Genomic DNA, 18,339 nt, shown 5'->3' with positions numbered 1-18,339 from the left:
TTGTTAGTAACCTCCAGGGTCGTTCTCGGTCCGCCGGTAGGACGGCGTCCCGCCGTCTTCGTCGCTGTTCGCGCCACGGGCTGCAGCTTTCTGCGCCACAGCGTGTCCCGCTGCGGCCTTCGGTCCCCATCGGGCCGCGGTCGTCGCGACGCCGGCGCCGCCGATGTAGGCTCCAGCGGCGACACCGCCGATGAGGGCCGCTCCTTTCGTCGCACCACCGAGAACCTTCGCCGTGAGTGGGGTCGCGTATTTGAACGTCTTCCACGTGACATAGAGCGCGACGAGAGGAAGTGAAGACGCGACGAGGTACTTGAGGAACGCTGTTCCCGGCGTCAACGTCCCTCCAGAGTAGAGTAGGTCGTATCCTTTGAGGACTATCGCCGCAGGCAGGGGTAGGATGGCCAGTGGGACGAACCGTTTGCTGAACCCCATCGCGACATCAGAGAGGACAGGAATGTTGCCATAGGCGACGGCGAACGCGATGGGCATCCCGTACAGGTAGACGTAGAGGAGAATCTGCCGGATGTAGAACAGCGCCTCCAGTGCCCACATCGAAATTCCTCCGATAAGAGCAAAGAGGAGACCAAGACCGGGGTTGGTAATCGACCCCGTTATGAACTGCAACATAGCAGAGCCCAGCGAGGACAGCTCCGGCATCAGGGCAATCGTGAACCCATCAACAAGGTAGAGCGCGAGCGCCCCAATCCAGTACCAAGTAATAATCAGAAAGGCTCCGACCCAGGCAGTCTTCTTGGTCTTCCGAGCCTCGTACGCACTCCCGATATTGAAGATGCGGATGGTGTGTCGTCCCTGAACGCTCATCACAAGTAGCAGCAGAGAAATCAACATGATCTCGCCGCCGATGAGCCCTTCTTGGATTGCTGGCCAAGGGGCGTTACTTGGTTCTCCAAAAATGAACGTCCCGTCAGTCTGGGGAGTCGGAGTGCCAAACATCTCTTCGGTCAGCGTCTGATACCCCGACCGAAGCCCGTCCATGAACAGACCGATGAACCAATCGACGACGTCTTTGAAGCCCTCGAGAACGACGTCTATCAGGTCCACCATCGTTAGGCCTCCGTGATTGAAACCTCGCAGTCACTCATCTCCGTGGATCCGGAGTACTGTACATCGAAGGATTCCGACACCTGGTCGCCGCCAACCTGGGTTCGGACTGTGACAGTGAACTGGCCGCTATTCCCGTCCGGGGAGCACCCCATTCCCTCCTCAGATTCGGACCCAAACGGGAACGAACCACTGAACAGGTCGGTAGTTTCTCCCGGCGAGATCACCACCTGCTCGGTTTCATACATCCCGCTACCTCGGGGATCTTCAACCGGGTTTGGAACATCACCGGAGAAAATTAACTCAACAACCGCTTCTGGTCCGCTTCCGGTGTTTTCGACGGTGACGTACGCTTCCCCGTTCTTTAGCCGATCCGTCTCGGTATCTCCGTAGACTTCGTCCCACGGCTTCTCAGGGTTATTCCGGTAAAGACCGACCTCTTGAATTCCAATTTCCGGCTGAATCAGTGAGGAACTCTCAGCTAGCGTTTCTTCACCGCTGAGAGCCACAACAGTATACTCTCCAGGCTCGTAAGAAGTTCCGATCTCGAAAGAGACCTGCTGTGACCCAGCAGCGGTTTCTCGCTGACCGAACAGTTCCCCATTCGGCTGGACGAGGTTGATCTGGTCGACTTCCTCCTCTGAGGAGTATTCAACGACGAGTTCTGTCCCCTCTACAGTGACTTGCTGGATGACTCCTCCTTCATCAGACGGTGTTGAGTTCCCATTACCCGGGGAATCGCCGTTGTTGAGGCATCCGGCCACGCTCACGAGAGCGGCGCCGGCAACTGTTCGGAGGGCGGTCCGTCTACTGAGGTGGGGATTGTCCTGAGTCATGGTTTCTGTCCGAAGATGTCTTCTGGGCCGAGCATCCGCAGGAGGCGCTTGCCAGCGTAGAACATCACGAAGAACGGCAGGAGCTGCCAGCCGACCTCGAACACCAGCGCAAACCAGCCGTCGATCGTCCCGAGTGGATGCCAGCGGGCCGTCGCGGTATCACTCACGTACGCCGGGTCGTGCCCGAGCCACGAGCCAGGGTGGTACCGAGCCGTGTAGATGCCCGGTTCGTCGATGGTCACGATCGCCACCCCGGAGGCGTTGGTCTCGACGCGCTGATCCGCGACCGTGATGTACCCGTTTCGGGTGGTGCCGCCGATTGGATACTGACGGCTATCGTCGAGCCCGATCGGCGCGCCAGTCTGATTATCCCGCAGTTCGACCCTAAGCGTCGCTTGCGACTGATTCTGATGGATGACCTTGACAGTGAGATTACTACGGCGGAGCTGTCGCTCGGAGCCGGCGTCCGGCTCGACGATTGACGCATTCACTCCCCGGACGATTCCCCCAACGTGCAGCGCCTCCCGATCGACGTTCTCAGCTCGAACAGCGACGCCGTACGTCGTCGTGTACGACTGGTTGACGATGTCGATATTGATGTTCCCACCGATGGTGCCGACTGGTGACGAGCGGTCAGTCCCCCAGGTCTCGATGAGTTCCGGTCCGTCTCGAACCGGCTCGGCACGCGGCCCGATCCGTGAGGGATAGGCGTGGACGTACACCGGAATCGCGTCTGACTCGACGGTGGCGCTATCCGTGCGATTCGACCGGACGAGCGTGTCCCAGTTGGTGTTCCGAGCGGTGTAGAACCGCCAGATGCCACGGACCCGTGCCTCACCGTCCTCCGTGAGCGTGTACCCCTGCCACGGCTGCGACTGGAAGATGGCCACGCCGGCATCGCCGTTCGGATACTCGGCGTAGTAGGGGTACGCCGAGAGGTCGTAGATCTCGACGGCGATCGAATCGGAGACGTTCCGTGTTTCCGTCCGATAGGTGATGTCGACGTCCGTTCGGTCACCCAGGTCGGTCCTGACGGTTTTCTTCAGCCGGACGCTAATCTCCGCTTCCAGCGTGAGATTCGCACTCCAGTCGTCCTCGATCTGGTAGTCGAGGGCTGGCGTATGGGCTCCGTCACGCTCGGCGATGGTCTCGCCGTCCTTCTTCAACCGGACTTCTTCGATCTCGTGCTCCGTGAGCGACCACGAGATAGTCGTGTTGCCGGAGGAACTCCCGTTGGGGACGCGAACGCGGTAATCAACGAACCCGCGCATCGTCCCATTCGGCGCGATGTAGAGTGGGGTTTCACCGGACTCGAGGTGGCCACGAGTAGAGGGCTGAACCGCGAAGATCGTCGCGTGAGCATCCTCGATGAAGACGCCGTCCTCGAGGTCTGCGTGCGGTGGATGTACGGACGTATCTGGGCCGCCGGCGTCGAGGTCCTCGAAGTCGTTCCGTGTCCACGTCGCCGCGGTCGCGGGCGGGCGTTTGAACGTGACGTCGGTCCCGTTCGCGACTTGGTGGACGGCGGAGCGGTCCTCGCCGTACCGCTGGCGGTACTCCTCCTGGCTGATGTAGTTGTCCGCATCACGTGACCACAGCGTTGCCGACTCGTTTTCCGTGAGCCCGTTCCCCTCCGTACCTGGTCGTGGCGGGTCAGCGGCGACGATACCCGTGACTAGGCTCGTCGCGAGCAAGCCGGCCATGAGCACGGAGAGCTCTCGATGGTTCATAGGGCTCGCAACGGGGACTGCGGAGTGGTTACCAGGGGACGAGGTCGACGCACTGCGCCAGCGGGAGGCCCATCATCGACCCGGCAACCGTATAGAGCGGGCCGAGCACGACGAGGACGACCGCGGACTTCATCGCCGAGCGCTTGTGACGCTTGAGGCCCTTCTTCTGCTCGGGATTGAGGGTGAACATCTCGATGAGGGAGTCAGCCTGCCAGACGATGGCGAGGCCGACGATCCCCAGCGCCGTTGTCAGCTGGAAGAACCCCTCAATCATACTCGGGAGGTTGTCTGCGCTACAGACCGCGTTACTCTGGGCGGCGACCGGCTGGACAGCGAACAGGCTCAGGAGGACGACGGTGAGCGCTGCCTGTCGAGGGATCTTCCCGGTCAGCGGTGACTGGTTTTCGACGCTACGCTCAGGGTCGGAGGGAGTCTGATCCTGTGACATAGCGGGCTAATCATCGGTGGCGTCTCCAGCCGTGGGCTGGTTCTGCTGCTCTTCGACGAGCGACTGGAGGTCGTCGAAGCGGTTGGTGTCCTCTGCGATCTCTTCGAGCGTGTAGCCCTGCTCGCGGGCCCGTTCGAGGAGGTCGCGGAGTTCATCGGGGTCAACACCGCGGACTTCCATTTCCTCGCGGAGGGCGCGGCGATAGAGGGCGGAGGCGTTGATGTGGTCGTTCCACATCAGGTACAGGTCATCGATGTCCTCGATGGTGACTGACCTCGTAATCATACATGCGGGTGTGGGTATGCACCGGCTGAGTCCCGGTACATATTGGCGCGGTAGCTGGATGATACCTAAATGCTTTCTGGCCAGCAATAACTGCAAATTTGTTGAGTAAATTATAACCAAATTACTTGTTGGCCTCGTAGAAAAAGACTTAACCAACACATGCCGAGTGCGGTGGGGAGTCTGTTGGTTAAAGCTGAGAATCAGCTCGCTTACTCGAGCTCCACAACTTCGCCGCTCCCCTCGTCGAGGATCTCTCGCACTTCGGCCAAGAGTTCCTGTCCTTCCTCGTGGAGTGCAGTACCTTCATCGAGATCGCATTCGTCCGCGTCGAGCTGTTCAATGATCTCCTCGACGCGACTCAGTCGATCGTGGATTTCGGCGTCTTTTGCCACGGTTAGATCACCCCCAGCCAAAGTCCGGTGATGACCAACAACAGCAACAGCAGCACTACGATGGCGACCTTGTAGTAAATCGGTGGGAGGCCCTCGGGTGCGGTCGCTTCATCGACTGCTTCGGCGAGCTCCTGTTCGTGTTCGTGCTCCTGCTGGAAGGTCTCGTACGCAGTGTTGAGCTGTTGCTCCAGGGGCTCGATCTCACTCGCAAGGAACTCTTGGCGGGAGTTCACGATGTACTCGCCGGCGGCGGTCGGCGTGATCGTCGCGACGTCCGCCACCTGATCCGCGATGAGCCGGTCATCGGTGTGTCCAATTGCGGTGACCACTGGGGTATTCGCGGTGAAGATTGCCTCCGCGACTCGTTCGGTGTTGAAGGCTTGGAGGTTCGAATCGCTCCCACCGCCTCGTCCGACGATGATGGCGTCGACGTCCTCCGAGCGGTCGAGATGGTGGATGCCGTTCGCGATGGACGTCGGCGCGTTCGACCCCTGGACGGTTGCGTCTTTCACCAGGATGTCAACGGTGGGGTCCTGTCCGTGAATCGCGTTCTGGATGTCGTACCGGGCGTCTCCTCGAAGGGACGTGACGACGCCGACCCGCTCCGGGAACGCCGGCGGTTGCTGTTTCTGCTCGTCGTCGAACCAGCCACGCTCTTCGAGTTCGCTTCGCAGTCGCTCGACGGCAGCCGCTTGGTCGCCGTCGCCGACGACGATCACCTCCCACGGTTTGAGGTCGATTTTCCCACCTTCGACCCAGTAGTCGATATCGCCCTCGAGGATGACTTCGGTCCCGTCCTCGAGGTCGGCGTCCATCTCCCGGTAACGGTTCGCCCAAATCATACAGGGGAGCTCGGCGTCGCCGTCGGTGAGCGTAAAGTAGAGTGCCGTACTGTTCTTGTGGAGGTCAGTGACTTCGCCAATACAGCGGACGCCATTGAGGGCAGGCGTGTCCTGGACGACCGACGCGATCCGGTCGTTCAGCTGGGACACGCTAAGGACCTCTCTCGCATCGGGTTCGACCGCCTGCCGTTCGGTATCCGGTGCGTCCGCCATCTCCGTTTCCTAACTTCTGAACAGGAACCTCAAAAAGCTACGTTCGAGGGGCGGGGTTAGCTGCGTTACGCAGGCCTACAGGTCGCGGGGCTGGACCGTCTTCCGGTCGTTGGCCTCAGCACGCTCTGCGGCGTCGTCGAGCAGTTCGGCGACCTCTTTGTTGAGGGCGTCGTAGAAATCTGCCGAGACGTTGTGGTCCGAGAGTGCATCCTTCACGGCTGCTTTGACGATTAGGTCAGACATTCCATCGCCGACTTCTTCTGTCCACTATATAAATGTTCGAAGTTCGAACCCGAAATTTCGGCAATTGTACTGCCATACCCTTCGGTAAATCGATAGAATGGATCTGTTGAAATCCTCAAGGAGCGACAGACGGGGATACCCATCGGTAGTGGGTTTTATGTGTCATCTGGTCATCGCCGAGAGCATGGTTGAGGGCGGCAGGAATCTGGAAAATGAGATTTTAGAATCATTCTTCGAGAAGGTGTCTAACGACGATTCCATCCCGGAAGAACTCGTTGAAGAGCTGAAGCGACTGGAACGGAGAGAAGAACTGAGCGAGGCTACCGAAGTTATTGAAAGCGCAAAGGAGGTGATGAATAGTGCACATACGGAAGATTGAGATAGAAAATATTCGAGGGATAACCCACTGGGAAGAAGAATTTGGGGATGAGAACGTTCGTATCTTGGGCCCGAACGGCTCTGGAAAAAGCTCAGTGATACAATCTGTCGAGTTCGTTCTTACTGGAGATATCTCAAGACTTCGTGGGAGCGGAACACAGGATATCCCATTCCCTGAGTACGCCTCACATATGGAAGCAGAACCCGATGAGGCCTGGGTTGAGGCGACGTTCGCTCACGAAGGGGAACAGGACGTGGCAGTAAAGCGGTTGGTGTCCGAGCCCAACGATCCTGAGGTGATCGAACCAACCAGCCTGAACGAAATCCCAGACTGGTTGGATGATCAAATGGCCGCTGCAGAACTTGGGCATTCTATTCTCGACCGTGATCGGTTGTTACGTTTTGTGACTGCCCCGGAGGGGAAGCGAGGTGACCGAATTGACGAACTGTTCGGGCTTGAGGATGTCGACGAGAAGCGAAAATCGGTGAAGCACGCTGAGCGGAAGCATCGAAACGAGGAAATTGAGACCCTAAAAAAGGAGAAGAGCCAAGCAGATCAGCGGTTCTTCGATTTATTTGAGCAAGGTGTTTCTACTCGTTCGGGAGCGCTGGAGCGAGTGAACGAGTTGAGGGAAGAACACGGTGCCAAGAAGCTCGAATCCCTCGATGAAGACTTCACCGAGGGAATTGATTTAGACGTGGAAATCTCCGTCGATCCACTTCAGAGTGAGGCTACTGTATCACTTCTCGGACAGGTATCAGACCAGTTCGAGGGGCGTCAAAACCAACTTCAAGGCAGATACGACCAGTTGCAGGAGTTGACCTCGGAGTTACAAGCAGCAGAGCATCTCGAACGAGAGTTAGAAACGCTAGAATTAGTAGATAACGGCCTTTCAGTGTTCGACCATTATAACGACCAGTGCCCTCTCTGTTTGGCTGATTGGGAGGACGAGCGTTTACTTGAGCGTCTGGAAGAGCGGAGGGAACAGGCTACCGGCCTGAAAGATCGAAAAGAGAAGTTGGAGTCGCTCTACGATGAGGTAAACGAACTGGTCGTCGGATACACCGATAGCTTAGGGAGTCTCAAGGATGAACTGCAAGAGGAATATCCCGAAGCCGAAGTCAAAATATCTGAGGAAATTGAGAGAGCACAGTCATGGAAATCGCAGCTCAACAAAGGACCACTAACTAATCTGGCTGAGGGGATTGACATTCAGGATGCGATATTCACTGGTGCTCTCGAAAACGAGATCCAGCGGTTAAAGAATATAGCAGATGAGAAACCCGAATTGAAGTCGACAACCAAGAATGTTGACCTACTAGCGAGGGCCGACGACCGATATGACGATCTCGTGATTAGAGAGAGGGAACTGGAAGAAGCAGAAGAAATTCAGGAGGTTCTCGGGAGCATTAAACAGCATTTCCTGGATGCCCGTAGTCGGGTTCTAACGGACGCATTCGGTGATATTCGGGAGAAATTTGAACAGTACTACGAGGAGATGCACCAAGACGCTGAAGCGAAAGACTTCTCAGCAATTCTCGAACCAACAGACACCGGCGTCAAGTTCGAACCCGAATTCTACGACCAAGGTCATCACCATCCTAGTGCAGTCCATAGCGAAGGACATCGGGACAGTATGGGATTGGCCCTGTTCTTGGCAATGTCAGATGTTGGTGGCGAAGCGATCGACATTCTGTTACTCGATGACGTGATGATGTCGATTGACTCTGGTCATCGGTCGAACATTGCGAACCTTCTCGCTGGGGACATCTCCAACCGTTACCAGATCCTATTGACTACGCACGACAAGACGTGGGATCGTCACCTCCATCTCACGAGTGAGTTTGATAAACAGGTTCGCTTCTCTAAATGTTCGCTCGAAGGAGGACCTCTCCCTGTAGAGAGTATATCTGAGCCGTGGGAGCGGATCGAATATTTCATCGAGCGAGATGATGTCACGTCGGCAGCGGCGTGGATCCGGAAGACAGTGGAGTGGTACTCGCGACGGGCCTGTGCAGCTTTGAAAGCCGATGTTCCGTATCACGAATTGGAAGACGAATCCCTTCAGATTGGGAGGCTCTTCACAGCCGCGATCACTCAGTATCAGTCACTTCTGGAAAATGGTACTGTCGTCACCCAGACGGATTATCCGCAATCGTTGTACGACCAGGGACAGATTGACGATGATCTCGAGGAGCTCGAGGAGCTCAAACAGGACTTGGAGCGACACTTGAATTTGCTTCATCGCAACGTACACCACAACGACGCCGAGGCAGCGTTTTATACAGGAGAGGAGCTGAAGAGCGAGCGTGACGTATTCAGGCGTGCCTATGACTTGCTGTACTGTGACGACTGTGGATCGTGGGTGAAAAATCGGGATTACGTCTACTGTGACTGTACGATTCGAGTAGAGCCTTAGCTGGTGAAGTTCGTGATATCACAGTCGCCGAGTACTCGAAGAGATATCGTCACTCCACACGCGGTCTACTTCCGATGTGATCGATTTCTTCTAGAGCTTTCGTGGCGACATCGCCCAGTTCCCCGGCCTCAATATGCGAGTACCGTTCACGAACCATCTCTTCGGAGTTATCGAGATACCGCGCCGCTACAGTGTACCCAAACGCACGGACAAGTACCTCACCCATCCCTCGGCGACCACCGTGCGGAGCAAGATAATCGTGTTTCGGATGGGCGATGTCGATTTCGGCGGCCTCCGAGAGCCGTTGGAGAATCGACCGTGCGCCGTCCGTCGTGATTGACGGCGGCCGGATATCTTCATCAAGCGCCAGCAGGAGGTCGCGAGCGTACTCAGCACGCCGCTCAGCAATTGCCTCTGGGCGCTCTCCTCGGTCGGCGAACTCATCCTGGACGAGCCCTGCGAGCGTCCGTTGGTCGAACGTCGGAAACACCGGCCACCGCTCCGTTGGTGGGTCCATCAGCTGGCGATAGCTTCGCAGCGGGGAAATCACTGGATCGGGGAGACTCGCTGCGCCCCATTGCTGTTTCTTCCGGTAGACGTCCATACTGCCGTCGTCGAGGGAGAGGTCCTCCCAGCGGACGCCGCGCCGGCGCGGGTCGTTCGGATCGCGGAGGAGTTCGCCGACGCGGACAGCTGTGTACGCCAAGACGAACACCAGCGCCCGGTCACGAGCCGCCTTCAGCGCCGCGTAGCGTCCTCGCTGGTTGTCGAGGGGGTCAGTATCCTCTGGGAGTGTCGTGTACGCCTCGACGGCGTCGCGGGCCCGTTCGTCGACGTGGCGGGTGAGGGCGTGGCGCTGTTCGGACGTCCAGGCCTGCTGGTCGCCGGGCTTACGGCCGTCGTCCTCCGGCAGCGGCGCCATCGCACTTGCCCGCTGCGCGCAATGCGCCTCGAGATATCCCTCGTTGACGCACCAGCCACACCACGCAGAGATATAGCGGTAATAGGTTTGGACTGTGTTCTGCTTGAGTCCCCGATTTCCACCAAGATGTCGGGCGTACTCCCGGAACACGCGTTCGTCGAGATCGTCAAAGGTCGGCTCGCGGTCGACGTCGTCGGGGACGATCCCGGTCCAGTCGTCGGCGCCGCGGTCGCCGGCGGCCCACTCGGCGAACCGTTCGAGCTCGCGTGCAGCGTTACGTCGATAGTTCCCACCGTCGCCGCCGCGGCCTTTCCCCTTGTCTTGGAGGTAGCGCTCGAAGCTGTCGTCGAGCGGCGTCGAAAGCGCTCGGTCAGGCATTCACCGGCCCTCCACCGTGCTGCGGGCCCGGTCTCGGGTCCTCTACCCTGGGGGAAGCGCCGTCGTGAGGCGGTTGCAGCATTCGTGCTTCACCGACAGCGTCGGGGTACTTCAATTTGGTCGTGATTATCAGAGTAATCATAATCAAAAGGTAACTCCGACTCATCGCCGATACTCCGGCTTCCTCGGGCCGTAAGCATCGATTACCGGGTTCTCAGCGAACGATAAACTGTATGTCGTTATACCTATTCGGTGCTCGGGAAGTTGAGACTACAGCGGGTTTAGCAGGACTGTGATGCGTGCTTTCAGTCGAATCGACGAGCTGAAACTGGTTGGGTCGCTCTCCCAACGAGCGTTCTTGTTATGTTGGTAACTAATTCGGAGTGTTTCCGAAACTTCGGGTAGTGTAGCCACTCAGACACTGGGCTAACGCGGGTGGCGCACCCTCACTATCCGATCCCTGTCTCCTTCTTCAGCAGCGTCAGCGTGTTGTCGGCTGTTACGATCGGCGAATGTTCGTACTCACCAGTCAACTCGACCTGCACGAGTAGGTCCACTGCTCGCCAAATCGAGTACAGCAAGCAGGCGAACGCGAAATAGAAGAATCGCAACCCGAAATCCTTCGACGTTGTCGCGGCCATGAACCGCTTGATCGACCTGTACCCACTCTCGATCTCCCAGCGATAGCCGTACTCCGTGAGGTGACCACTCCCGCAATTCGTCATGAACACCGAATATTGTCGATGGTCGTCGTGCTCTGAGTCTTCTTTTCGACGATAGATTAGCGTCGTCTCGTGCCACTCATTCTTCCCGAGATGTAGTTTGCGGTCAGTCTCGTACCGATCCTGGTCCCGCTGGAGCAATCGCTTCGCCTGGGCTTTCTCGCTGGTCTGCATCCGCTTGGGCACGACATACGACAAGCCACGCTGGCTGAGCATCTCCAGGACGTGCTGGCTATCGAACTCTCGGTCCATCAGCACGTTGTCGACGTGAACCATCTCCTCGGCAGAATTCAAGAGGTCCTTGACGATTTCTAAGCGGGACTCACCCTTCTGAACTGGCCGCGCATCAAGGACGATCGGGACGGCGTTGCCGACTAACTGGACTGTCGCCCACTGATAGGCGTACTCGTCAGTTGTCTCCTTGGTGCCGATAATTTCGTCTTCGTGGCCCGTTCTATCGCCCGTGAACGGGTCAGCTTCGGTAATGTCGATCGCGACGATCCCCGCTCGAAAGAACTGCTCTGTCCCGGCAACTTCGTTCAGGAGCCGAGTGACGGCCTGCCGGTACATCGCTCGAACCTGTTCAATCGAGAGGTCGCGGATGTGCTCGCGATGGGCGTGGCCCAGCGGTGTCCGATCCCGAGTCGATTCGTAGATAAAACTGCGAGCCCCTTCGTTCGCAGCCAGCCGCTCGCGAAGTCCGAGATACGTCTGTAAGTCCCAGTAGGCGTTCTCGTGTATCTCACAGCCCTCGCCACGTTCCAGCGAAAACGCCGGGAACACGATGCGGCTGACGTGTCCGGTGATCTTCTCTGCCTGCTCCAACGTAGTTTGATCATTCGGGTCTGACTCACCAGACTCGTTCCCGTGGTATCGGAGCTTTCGTGCCGGTTCACGCGGAGTCTCGACACCCGCATTCTGGGCTTTGATGAGAATCGTTCGAGCCGCTGTCTCGACAGTCTCTCGGAGGTCAGGGGTGAACCGCTCGTGCCAGCTTCGCCACAGTGTCGATTGGTACGGGATCGTCTCGAACCCCAGTTTATCGCGGAGTTCAGGGCGGTTCCTGAGGTAGCCAACGAGTGCGGTTTCGTGCTCCCACCCGTGGCATTCTTGCAGGACGAACACCCGGAAGAGAGTGGCCATCTGGTAGCGTGTCGACCCCGCATACTGATCATGGGCGCTAAATCGAAAGTAGGCTAGCGGGAGTGCACAGACGAACTCCTCGATAGAGTCGTGACTATCGTGATCGAACCACGTCTCTGAGACTGTCCGGATATCAGATTCCAGTCCAGCGAGCGACGTTCGATCGTACAGTAGTGTCGAATTGTACGCCGGCCACTCACTATATTGTCGTTGGGCGATCCGTCGAAACGTAGTCCGACAGGACTCACTGGTGTAGGGCATCAGTCTATAGAAAGTAGAACGAACTCAAAACGCGTGTTATATTTAATTAAACGGGGGTGGGGGGGTGGGGTGGGTGTGCCTCTGACGCTTCGCTGGATACCAGTTTGAGAGGTATCCGGTTCGATCATTATTGAGGAAGAATATAATTCTGAACCCAATAGATATACCTGATCAATATTGTCAACGTCTAAGTATTGGCCTTACTATCTATCTTCTAACAGCGAGAGAATCCCGGCGTTCACGCCGGGCGTGAATCGCGTAAGCCCGGTGCCACAGTCCACGCGGGTCTGTCGGGCCGGATATTCTACTTTCACTCCGGTTGGCACGCCATTATGTAGCCACTCCGCCACATGCTATGTATGGCGAATCTGGTCACGCGCACCTACGTTGCGTCCATTCGCAACCACCAGCAGGTGCGCGACGACCTCAATTCGCTTGGGTTCGCCGCCTCGAAACTCTGGAACGTCGCCCGGTGGACCTGCGACTGTATCTGGAGTGAAACCGGCACGATTCCAGACCACGGCACGCTCAAAGCGTACCTCAAGAGTCACGAACGCTACGCGGATTTGAACGCTCAATCCAGTCAGGCAATTCTCGAAGAATTGGCTGAAGCGTTCGACTCGTGGTACGCCCACCGTCAAAATGGCAACGGGGACGCGAACCCACCCGGCTACCGCAAGCAGGGCGACGAGCATCCCCGCTCGACGGTCACATTCAAAGAGGACGGTTTCAAACACGACCCCGACCACAACAGGATTCGACTCTCGAAAGGAGCGAATCTCAAAAAGTCGTGGTCGGACTTCGTTCTCTGCGAGTACGCCACCGGCCCGGATGTGGACGTACAGCACGTCCAGCAGGTCCGAGCGGTCTGGACCGGTAAGGAGTGGGAGCTGCACATCGTCTGTCGCGTCGACACTGGCGATCCGGACCCTCCCGGCGACCGGGTGGCAGGTATCGACCTCGGCATCTGCAACTTTGCCGCCGTCGCGGTCGGAGACGAGGCCCTGCTGTACCCCGGCGGCGCACTCAAAGAGGACGACTACTACTTCCAGAAGGAGCGAGCGACGTGCGACGACAGCGACTCCCACAAAGCGCAACGACTAGACCGGAAGCGCCGGGGGCGGCGTGACCACTTCTTGCACGCCGTCTCGAAGGATGTGGTAGCTGAGTGTGCGGCCCGCAACGTCGGGACGATTGCCGTGGGCGACCTCTCTGGTATCCGCGAGGACGCCGATTGGGGCGACCACGGCAATCTGGACCTGCACGGATGGGCGTTCGACCGCTTCCTCGAGATGCTGGAATACAAAGCCGCCGAGCGCGGCATCAGCGTCGAGCGCGTGGACGAGCGCGGCACGTCCAAATCGTGTGCATCCTGTGGGACGACCGACGACAGCCAGCGCGTCGAACGTGGGCTGTACGTCTGCGACGAGTGCGGGGTGGTCGCCAACGCCGACGTGAACGGAGCCGAGAACATCCGACAGAAGGTACTCCCGAATCTCGTCTGTGACGGGGGAGATAGGGATAACGGCTGGATGGCACAGCCAGCGGTGCGCCTGTTCGACAAATCCACGGGGCAAGTCGCCCCACAAGAGTGGGCGTCCCGCGAACCATAAGATCCCAACGCTTGGGAAACCGCGCCGTTCACGGCGCGGAGGATGTCATGTATAGTGTAACTCGTAGATTGCCTCTGCTAATAGGTGTCAATACTCTATCCAGTTTTAATCCGTGAATTGCCGCTGCGATAATGCATCCCCCTAAACCGTTTATAAAATGAGGGTTTGGACCTTCATTGCAGAAATTAAAGCAGAGAAAGCAGCATAGCAAATGATATAATTAACACAATTGAAACATATAATAATAAACCGACAAACTCGATCAATCTCATATCCAAATGAGTACCATATTATGAAGCGACACAGCGCTCCATACGACCAAAACTGAAAGGTATGCTACATTGCTCCACAGATCGATATTATGTCTCGATTGTGCGACCCAGGGAAGCAGGTATTCACCAAGAAAGAATAATAACACTAGTGACACCGACGAGAGAAAGAATAGGCCGGGGATGATTCCGAGAGTCTCAACAATAAGTACGACAATCGGATTGGCTTCTCGCAGTCCGATGCTTAGCCCATAGTACGTGAGACTCGCATCTATAGCTCGTACGAAGACCAATCCGATGAGCAGCGGATATTTATTTTCTGCGAGTACTTCGATACTGCTGCTGGGAGCACAATTAGTGGATGCCACGGCTCCTCGCACCATATCAGAACTGCTCTACAGGTTGGGATCCGATACGCTGGTCTCTGACCAGCATATCGATCTGATAATCTGTTTCGAGACGCTGAAGTGTCGTATCAGCTTCCTCCTCCAACTCCCGTATTCTCTGGAGGAGATCGCCGTATCGATCGTCCTTTTCCAGCTCTGTTTTGTCAAGGTTCGCTTCTAACGTGGCTTTCCTCGCGGTGAGTGAGAGAAGCTCTGTGAGTGAATCTTCGTATGTTAGAATCAGCTCTGCAGCTTCCACAGCTCGAAGAAGCTTTGTCCGGTCGATTGGTTTGAGAAGATAGTCATCCACATCGATGGACGCTAGGTCTTCCGTTGGCTGAACAGCTGTTACCATGATCACCTGCTGGGCATCGCCGCCTTCACGAATTGATTGTAGCACCTCCGTGCCAGAGAGGCCCGGCATTCGACGATCTAAAAGGACAATATCAATCGGTTCCTCAGCGAAGATTTCCAGTGCATCTTCCCCGGAATAGGCCACATGAACCTCGAACTGCTCCTGTAGCCAAATGCCAAACAAGTCAGCGAGATTCTCTTCGTCTTCGACGATCAGAACGGTACTGGAATGGGTCATCTGTTCTCACTCACGCATCTCGTTCGACGATGACACGCACTGTTGACCCATACAGAACCGTCACAAGGGCGTGCTGAAAGAGAAACTCCACAGAGGGCATATGGCTGGTCTCGTCGACTGCACGCGTTTTGAACAGGCCATCTAACTTGTCTGCATCCACGAATTCGAACACCGGAGGAGATCTATTGAGGTCCGGCCAGTCTTCGACAGCTTCCATAAGTGTCTCAATGACCGCCTCCGAGACACAAACGGGCCTGTCAAATTCCCGTATAATGAGCGAATCCGTACTCCATCCTTTGGGTCTGGACTCTCGGTGCGGAGAGCTTTCGTCCATACAGGATACATCTATTCTACAATGAAACGTCTTCTACCCTCTAATATCGGGTTGCCAAATTTAATGCCTATATGGAAAGGCCCACTATTTGGAGCCAGTTTTCCGAATGTCGACAATCAGGACAGCCCGAGTACTGTAGAACGTGGTACTGAGGCAGGTCACGGCTCGGTTGAATCCTGATAGAGAGTCGTCAGCAGATTAGACTCAGCAGCTCGAAGATGCTGGTTGAACGTTGACTGTGCGATATCGAGAGTCTTGGCAATCGACGTCGAATCTGCATCCCGCGGCCAATTAAAATATCCTGCGTAGAGCGCCGTCTGTAAGACTTCTTCTTGCCGGGCGGTAAGAGCTCCATCAAGACGTGCTGAGAGAGAGGTATTAGTTTCTCCTCGCTCACTATCCAGTTTGGATAACAGGGTGAGATCGCTGTAGTCTTCCCGGAGTGAACTCAGATATTCCCCGACGTCGACGGTGAATGGCACGGTTACTGAAACCACGATCTCGTTGGACTCGGAAGCGTTTGTGATTTGATTTATCGCAACTCCTTGGTCGGTCAGTTTCTCGCAAAAGCTGCTGTTCCGCACCGGGACTTTACAGTAGATACCATTTCGAGAGTCGCTCAAAATGACCGTCTCTGGATCGAAACCAGCAGCTTCGAACGCCTCGGGAGTAACGTTTTCACCGGTCACTCGCGCGAACAGGAGGTGATGTGGACTCTCAGTCACTACATTCAACACTTCGAGATCAGTCTCCATATCCGAAACAAGGGTTGTGAGGCCAGTATCGTCCTCAAACTGGATCTCGAGGAGTGTGCCCCCACCGGATAGGAGCGCCGCTTTTTGCCGGAGTGCTGATATCCCGTGACCTATTATCTGACCGAGTTCTGTGAGGGCTGTCACCTCTTCTTCAGCGAAGGCGTTTGGCAGTTTGGAGTGGACTTCTAATACGCCAAGGCTCGAAGCCTCGCTCTGTAGTGGTACAGCCACAATCGAGTTGGTGCCATTTTTCAGTGCGTCTTGTTCCCACTCCGTTTCGGAGCGAGCGGTCATTAAGTCGCTCTCCACGACCGAATCTTCAATCCTGTATGCCCGTTCAGCAGGTGGCAATGTAGAGTTACTCCGTTGGGTATTGTCATCTGCTGGACCGTCGTCCGCTCCCACGTTTTGATATGTGAGCGACTCCGTTTTGGCTCTGACCTCGATCGTATTCGTATTAATATCTTTTTTACCTATCCACGCCCCGCTAATCAGATTCAGATGAGCTAAAGCATTACAGACCTCCTGCTCCAGTTCTTCTCGTGTATTTGCACTGATAACCGTGGCACTTATCGACCGTATCAGTGTGTTGATGCGATCCAGTCGTGTCAGCCGTTCGTTTTGCTCGTTTAACCGCTGGTCGCGTTCCCGAAGGGCCGCCTCTTGTGCTGTTCGTTCGAATGCGCTTGCTGCGTTCGCTGCTAACGTTTTTGCCAATTTGTTCTTTCTCGAGGGGATCTCTGGCGTCGTGGTCATACCCACCAACAGAACCCCCTCTGATTCTAGTGAGTAGAGACGCCACGACGAGAACTCCTCTGTCAACCACTGGCTTGACTGGGTATCTGTAACGTCTTCGTCTTCGGGACTCAACTGTTCTGTTCGAGTCACGTAGGCTGTCCAGACTGGTGTGTCTCCTTCAGAGATAGTGGGAAGGTCAATTTCAATAACATCTTCCGTGGATGCGTGTGCTAGTGGGACCAAGCGTCCTGTGTGCTCTTCTCGTGTATATATCGCGGCAAACTCGAATCCGAGTTCCCCGACTGCGGCAGTTGTCACGGTCTCGCCGATGCTACGTTCCGAGTCCGCTGTCATTAGATCGCGGGAAACCGCATGCAGATCCTCAAGCTGTTGTTCATACGCGTACCTCTCTGTAATATTGTGGTAGTGTTCAATCCGCCCGCCTGCATAAAGACCAGTTTGAATCGGCCCGCTCCAGTACTCCAACCACTGCTGCTCTTTCGAAGCCGTCTCAGGGATACGGACGATGGCTTCGACTTCGGAATTCATGTTCTCTAGAGAATGAGTTACGAGGTCAGACAGTGTTTGCTCACCTGAGGGATATTCCTGGTACGATTCAGAAGCAATTCGACTGTAGTCAGACCCTTGGATATCGTCTCTATCAACTCCGAGTAATTCTTCGGTAGTTTCGTTTGCCCACACCACTTGTCCATCACGGTCAATTACAATGACCCCTTCCTGTGATGTGTCTAATACGTCTTCAGTGAGGGACTGGTACTGCTGTTGTTCCCTGCGCTCTGCTGCTGTTCGTTGCAGACGCTCGATAGCCACTCGAAAATCCCTATCTGGCAGGTTCTGGAGGTACCGTTCGACTTTATCCTCGAGTTCTGTGATTTGGTCTGTGAGTGCCTGGTATTTTGGGCTCGTTTCGAGGGTATCTGCGTCCATGACGGCTTCCAAGGTCGATTGGCGTTCTATCAGCGAGAACAGCTCTTGCAGATCCTCGTTGTACTCGGCACGAGTGAGCATCTGGGAGATAACGTCTTCGAGGTCGTCAGCTTCAACGGGCTTTTCGAGATACGCATCGAATCCCATTTTGACGATATCGAAGTCCGGTGTCACCGCAGAGACGATAACCACCTGGCAGTTCGACTCATATTGTCTGAGTCGCGTAAGAACCTCTCCGCCGGATAACCCGGGCATCATCCGATCCAGAAGGACGATATCGACAGTCGCATCAAACGCTTCTAAGGCTTCTTCGCCAGAGTACGCGGTTTCGACAACATAGCGGTCTGCGAGCCACTCTGCATACAGCTCAGCCAAACTCTGGTCATCCTCGACGACCAGGATTTTTGTATTTCCGTCTTGGGTCATAGT

Annotated in this window: 17 protein-coding genes; 3 read left to right on the top strand and 14 right to left on the bottom strand. The window is 56.1% G+C overall.

All coding sequences use genetic code 11. From position 1 onward, the window contains the following. Positions 1-3 precede the first annotated feature (3 nt). From MUG96_RS22530 to MUG96_RS22495, 8 genes are all read right to left on the bottom strand, one after another. Positions 4-1,065 carry a TrbL/VirB6 family protein gene (locus tag MUG96_RS22530; protein WP_053772807.1) on the bottom strand — a complete coding sequence of 354 codons (1,062 nt, stop codon included), beginning with the start codon at positions 1,063-1,065 and terminating at the stop codon, positions 4-6. Between the two features lie 2 nt (positions 1,066-1,067). Then, positions 1,068-1,898 (bottom strand): hypothetical protein, encoded by an 831-nt coding sequence (locus MUG96_RS22525; protein WP_246989549.1) that lies wholly within the window; start codon positions 1,896-1,898, stop codon positions 1,068-1,070. Next, on the bottom strand, positions 1,895-3,628 hold the full coding sequence (locus MUG96_RS22520) for a DUF8186 domain-containing protein (RefSeq protein WP_246989548.1): 1,734 nt from the start codon (positions 3,626-3,628) through the stop codon (positions 1,895-1,897). The genes MUG96_RS22525 and MUG96_RS22520 overlap by 4 nt, the downstream gene beginning before the upstream one ends. 28 nt (positions 3,629-3,656) lie before the next feature. Further along, positions 3,657-4,076 carry a DUF7985 family protein gene (locus MUG96_RS22515; RefSeq protein WP_008364408.1) on the bottom strand — a complete coding sequence of 140 codons (420 nt, stop codon included), beginning with the start codon at positions 4,074-4,076 and terminating at the stop codon, positions 3,657-3,659. A 6-nt stretch (positions 4,077-4,082) separates the two neighbouring features. Next, entirely contained in the window at positions 4,083-4,361 is a 279-nt protein-coding gene (locus MUG96_RS22510) for a hypothetical protein (protein ID WP_008364407.1), read from the bottom strand. A gap of 209 nt (positions 4,362-4,570) precedes the next feature. Then, a complete protein-coding gene (xseB, locus tag MUG96_RS22505) occupies positions 4,571-4,753 on the bottom strand; it encodes an exodeoxyribonuclease VII small subunit (protein WP_246989547.1) in 183 nt (60 codons plus the stop codon). 2 nt (positions 4,754-4,755) lie between these two features. After that, positions 4,756-5,808: an exodeoxyribonuclease VII large subunit gene (gene xseA / locus MUG96_RS22500; protein WP_246989546.1), complete on the bottom strand. Its 1,053-nt coding sequence runs from the start codon at positions 5,806-5,808 to the stop codon at positions 4,756-4,758. 75 nt (positions 5,809-5,883) lie between these two features. Then, complete coding sequence (locus tag MUG96_RS22495) at positions 5,884-6,051, bottom strand: DUF1931 domain-containing protein (protein WP_246989545.1); 168 nt, start codon at positions 6,049-6,051, stop codon at positions 5,884-5,886. Between the two features lie 184 nt (positions 6,052-6,235). On the opposite strand from MUG96_RS22495, the gene MUG96_RS22490 reads away from it, so the two are divergent. Further along, positions 6,236-6,430: a hypothetical protein gene (locus MUG96_RS22490; RefSeq protein WP_246989544.1), complete on the top strand. Its 195-nt coding sequence runs from the start codon at positions 6,236-6,238 to the stop codon at positions 6,428-6,430. Further along, positions 6,411-8,849 carry an AAA family ATPase gene (locus MUG96_RS22485; protein ID WP_246989543.1) on the top strand — a complete coding sequence of 813 codons (2,439 nt, stop codon included), beginning with the start codon at positions 6,411-6,413 and terminating at the stop codon, positions 8,847-8,849. Before MUG96_RS22490 ends, MUG96_RS22485 begins: the two co-directional genes overlap by 20 nt. Before the next feature lie 49 nt (positions 8,850-8,898). Here MUG96_RS22485 and MUG96_RS22480 read toward each other — a convergent pair whose 3' ends face one another. Further along, complete coding sequence (locus MUG96_RS22480; protein WP_246989858.1) at positions 8,899-10,149, bottom strand: phage integrase SAM-like domain-containing protein; 1,251 nt, start codon at positions 10,147-10,149, stop codon at positions 8,899-8,901. A gap of 449 nt (positions 10,150-10,598) precedes the next feature. Further along, positions 10,599-12,275, bottom strand: a complete 1,677-nt coding sequence (locus MUG96_RS22475) for a transposase (RefSeq protein ID WP_246989856.1) — start codon at positions 12,273-12,275, stop codon at positions 10,599-10,601. A gap of 359 nt (positions 12,276-12,634) precedes the next feature. On the opposite strand from MUG96_RS22475, the gene MUG96_RS22470 reads away from it, so the two are divergent. Continuing rightward, on the top strand, positions 12,635-13,888 hold the full coding sequence (locus MUG96_RS22470) for an RNA-guided endonuclease InsQ/TnpB family protein (RefSeq protein ID WP_096396409.1): 1,254 nt from the start codon (positions 12,635-12,637) through the stop codon (positions 13,886-13,888). Between the two features lie 268 nt (positions 13,889-14,156). Here the strand turns inward: MUG96_RS22470 and MUG96_RS24355 are convergent, their stop codons facing one another. The 4 genes from MUG96_RS24355 to MUG96_RS22455 all read right to left on the bottom strand — a co-directional run bounded on the left by MUG96_RS24355 (position 14,157) and on the right by MUG96_RS22455 (position 18,336). Beyond that, positions 14,157-14,540, bottom strand: coding sequence for a DUF5658 family protein (locus tag MUG96_RS24355; RefSeq protein WP_373222140.1), 384 nt, complete (start codon positions 14,538-14,540; stop codon positions 14,157-14,159). Between the two features lies 1 nt (position 14,541). Then, entirely contained in the window at positions 14,542-15,135 is a 594-nt protein-coding gene (locus tag MUG96_RS22465; RefSeq protein ID WP_123124630.1) for a response regulator, read from the bottom strand. A gap of 10 nt (positions 15,136-15,145) precedes the next feature. After that, complete coding sequence (locus tag MUG96_RS22460; protein ID WP_246989855.1) at positions 15,146-15,469, bottom strand: HalOD1 output domain-containing protein; 324 nt, start codon at positions 15,467-15,469, stop codon at positions 15,146-15,148. Positions 15,470-15,627: 158 nt separating this feature from the next. Further along, positions 15,628-18,336 (bottom strand): response regulator, encoded by a 2,709-nt coding sequence (locus tag MUG96_RS22455; RefSeq protein ID WP_246989853.1) that lies wholly within the window; start codon positions 18,334-18,336, stop codon positions 15,628-15,630. Positions 18,337-18,339 lie beyond the last annotated feature (3 nt).

Source organism: Halorientalis marina (genome assembly GCF_023028345.1).
Classification (GTDB): Archaea; Halobacteriota; Halobacteria; order Halobacteriales; family Haloarculaceae; genus Halorientalis; species Halorientalis marina.
Note: the sequence above shows the minus strand (reverse complement) of the source record. Positions and strands in the feature narration are given on the sequence as shown.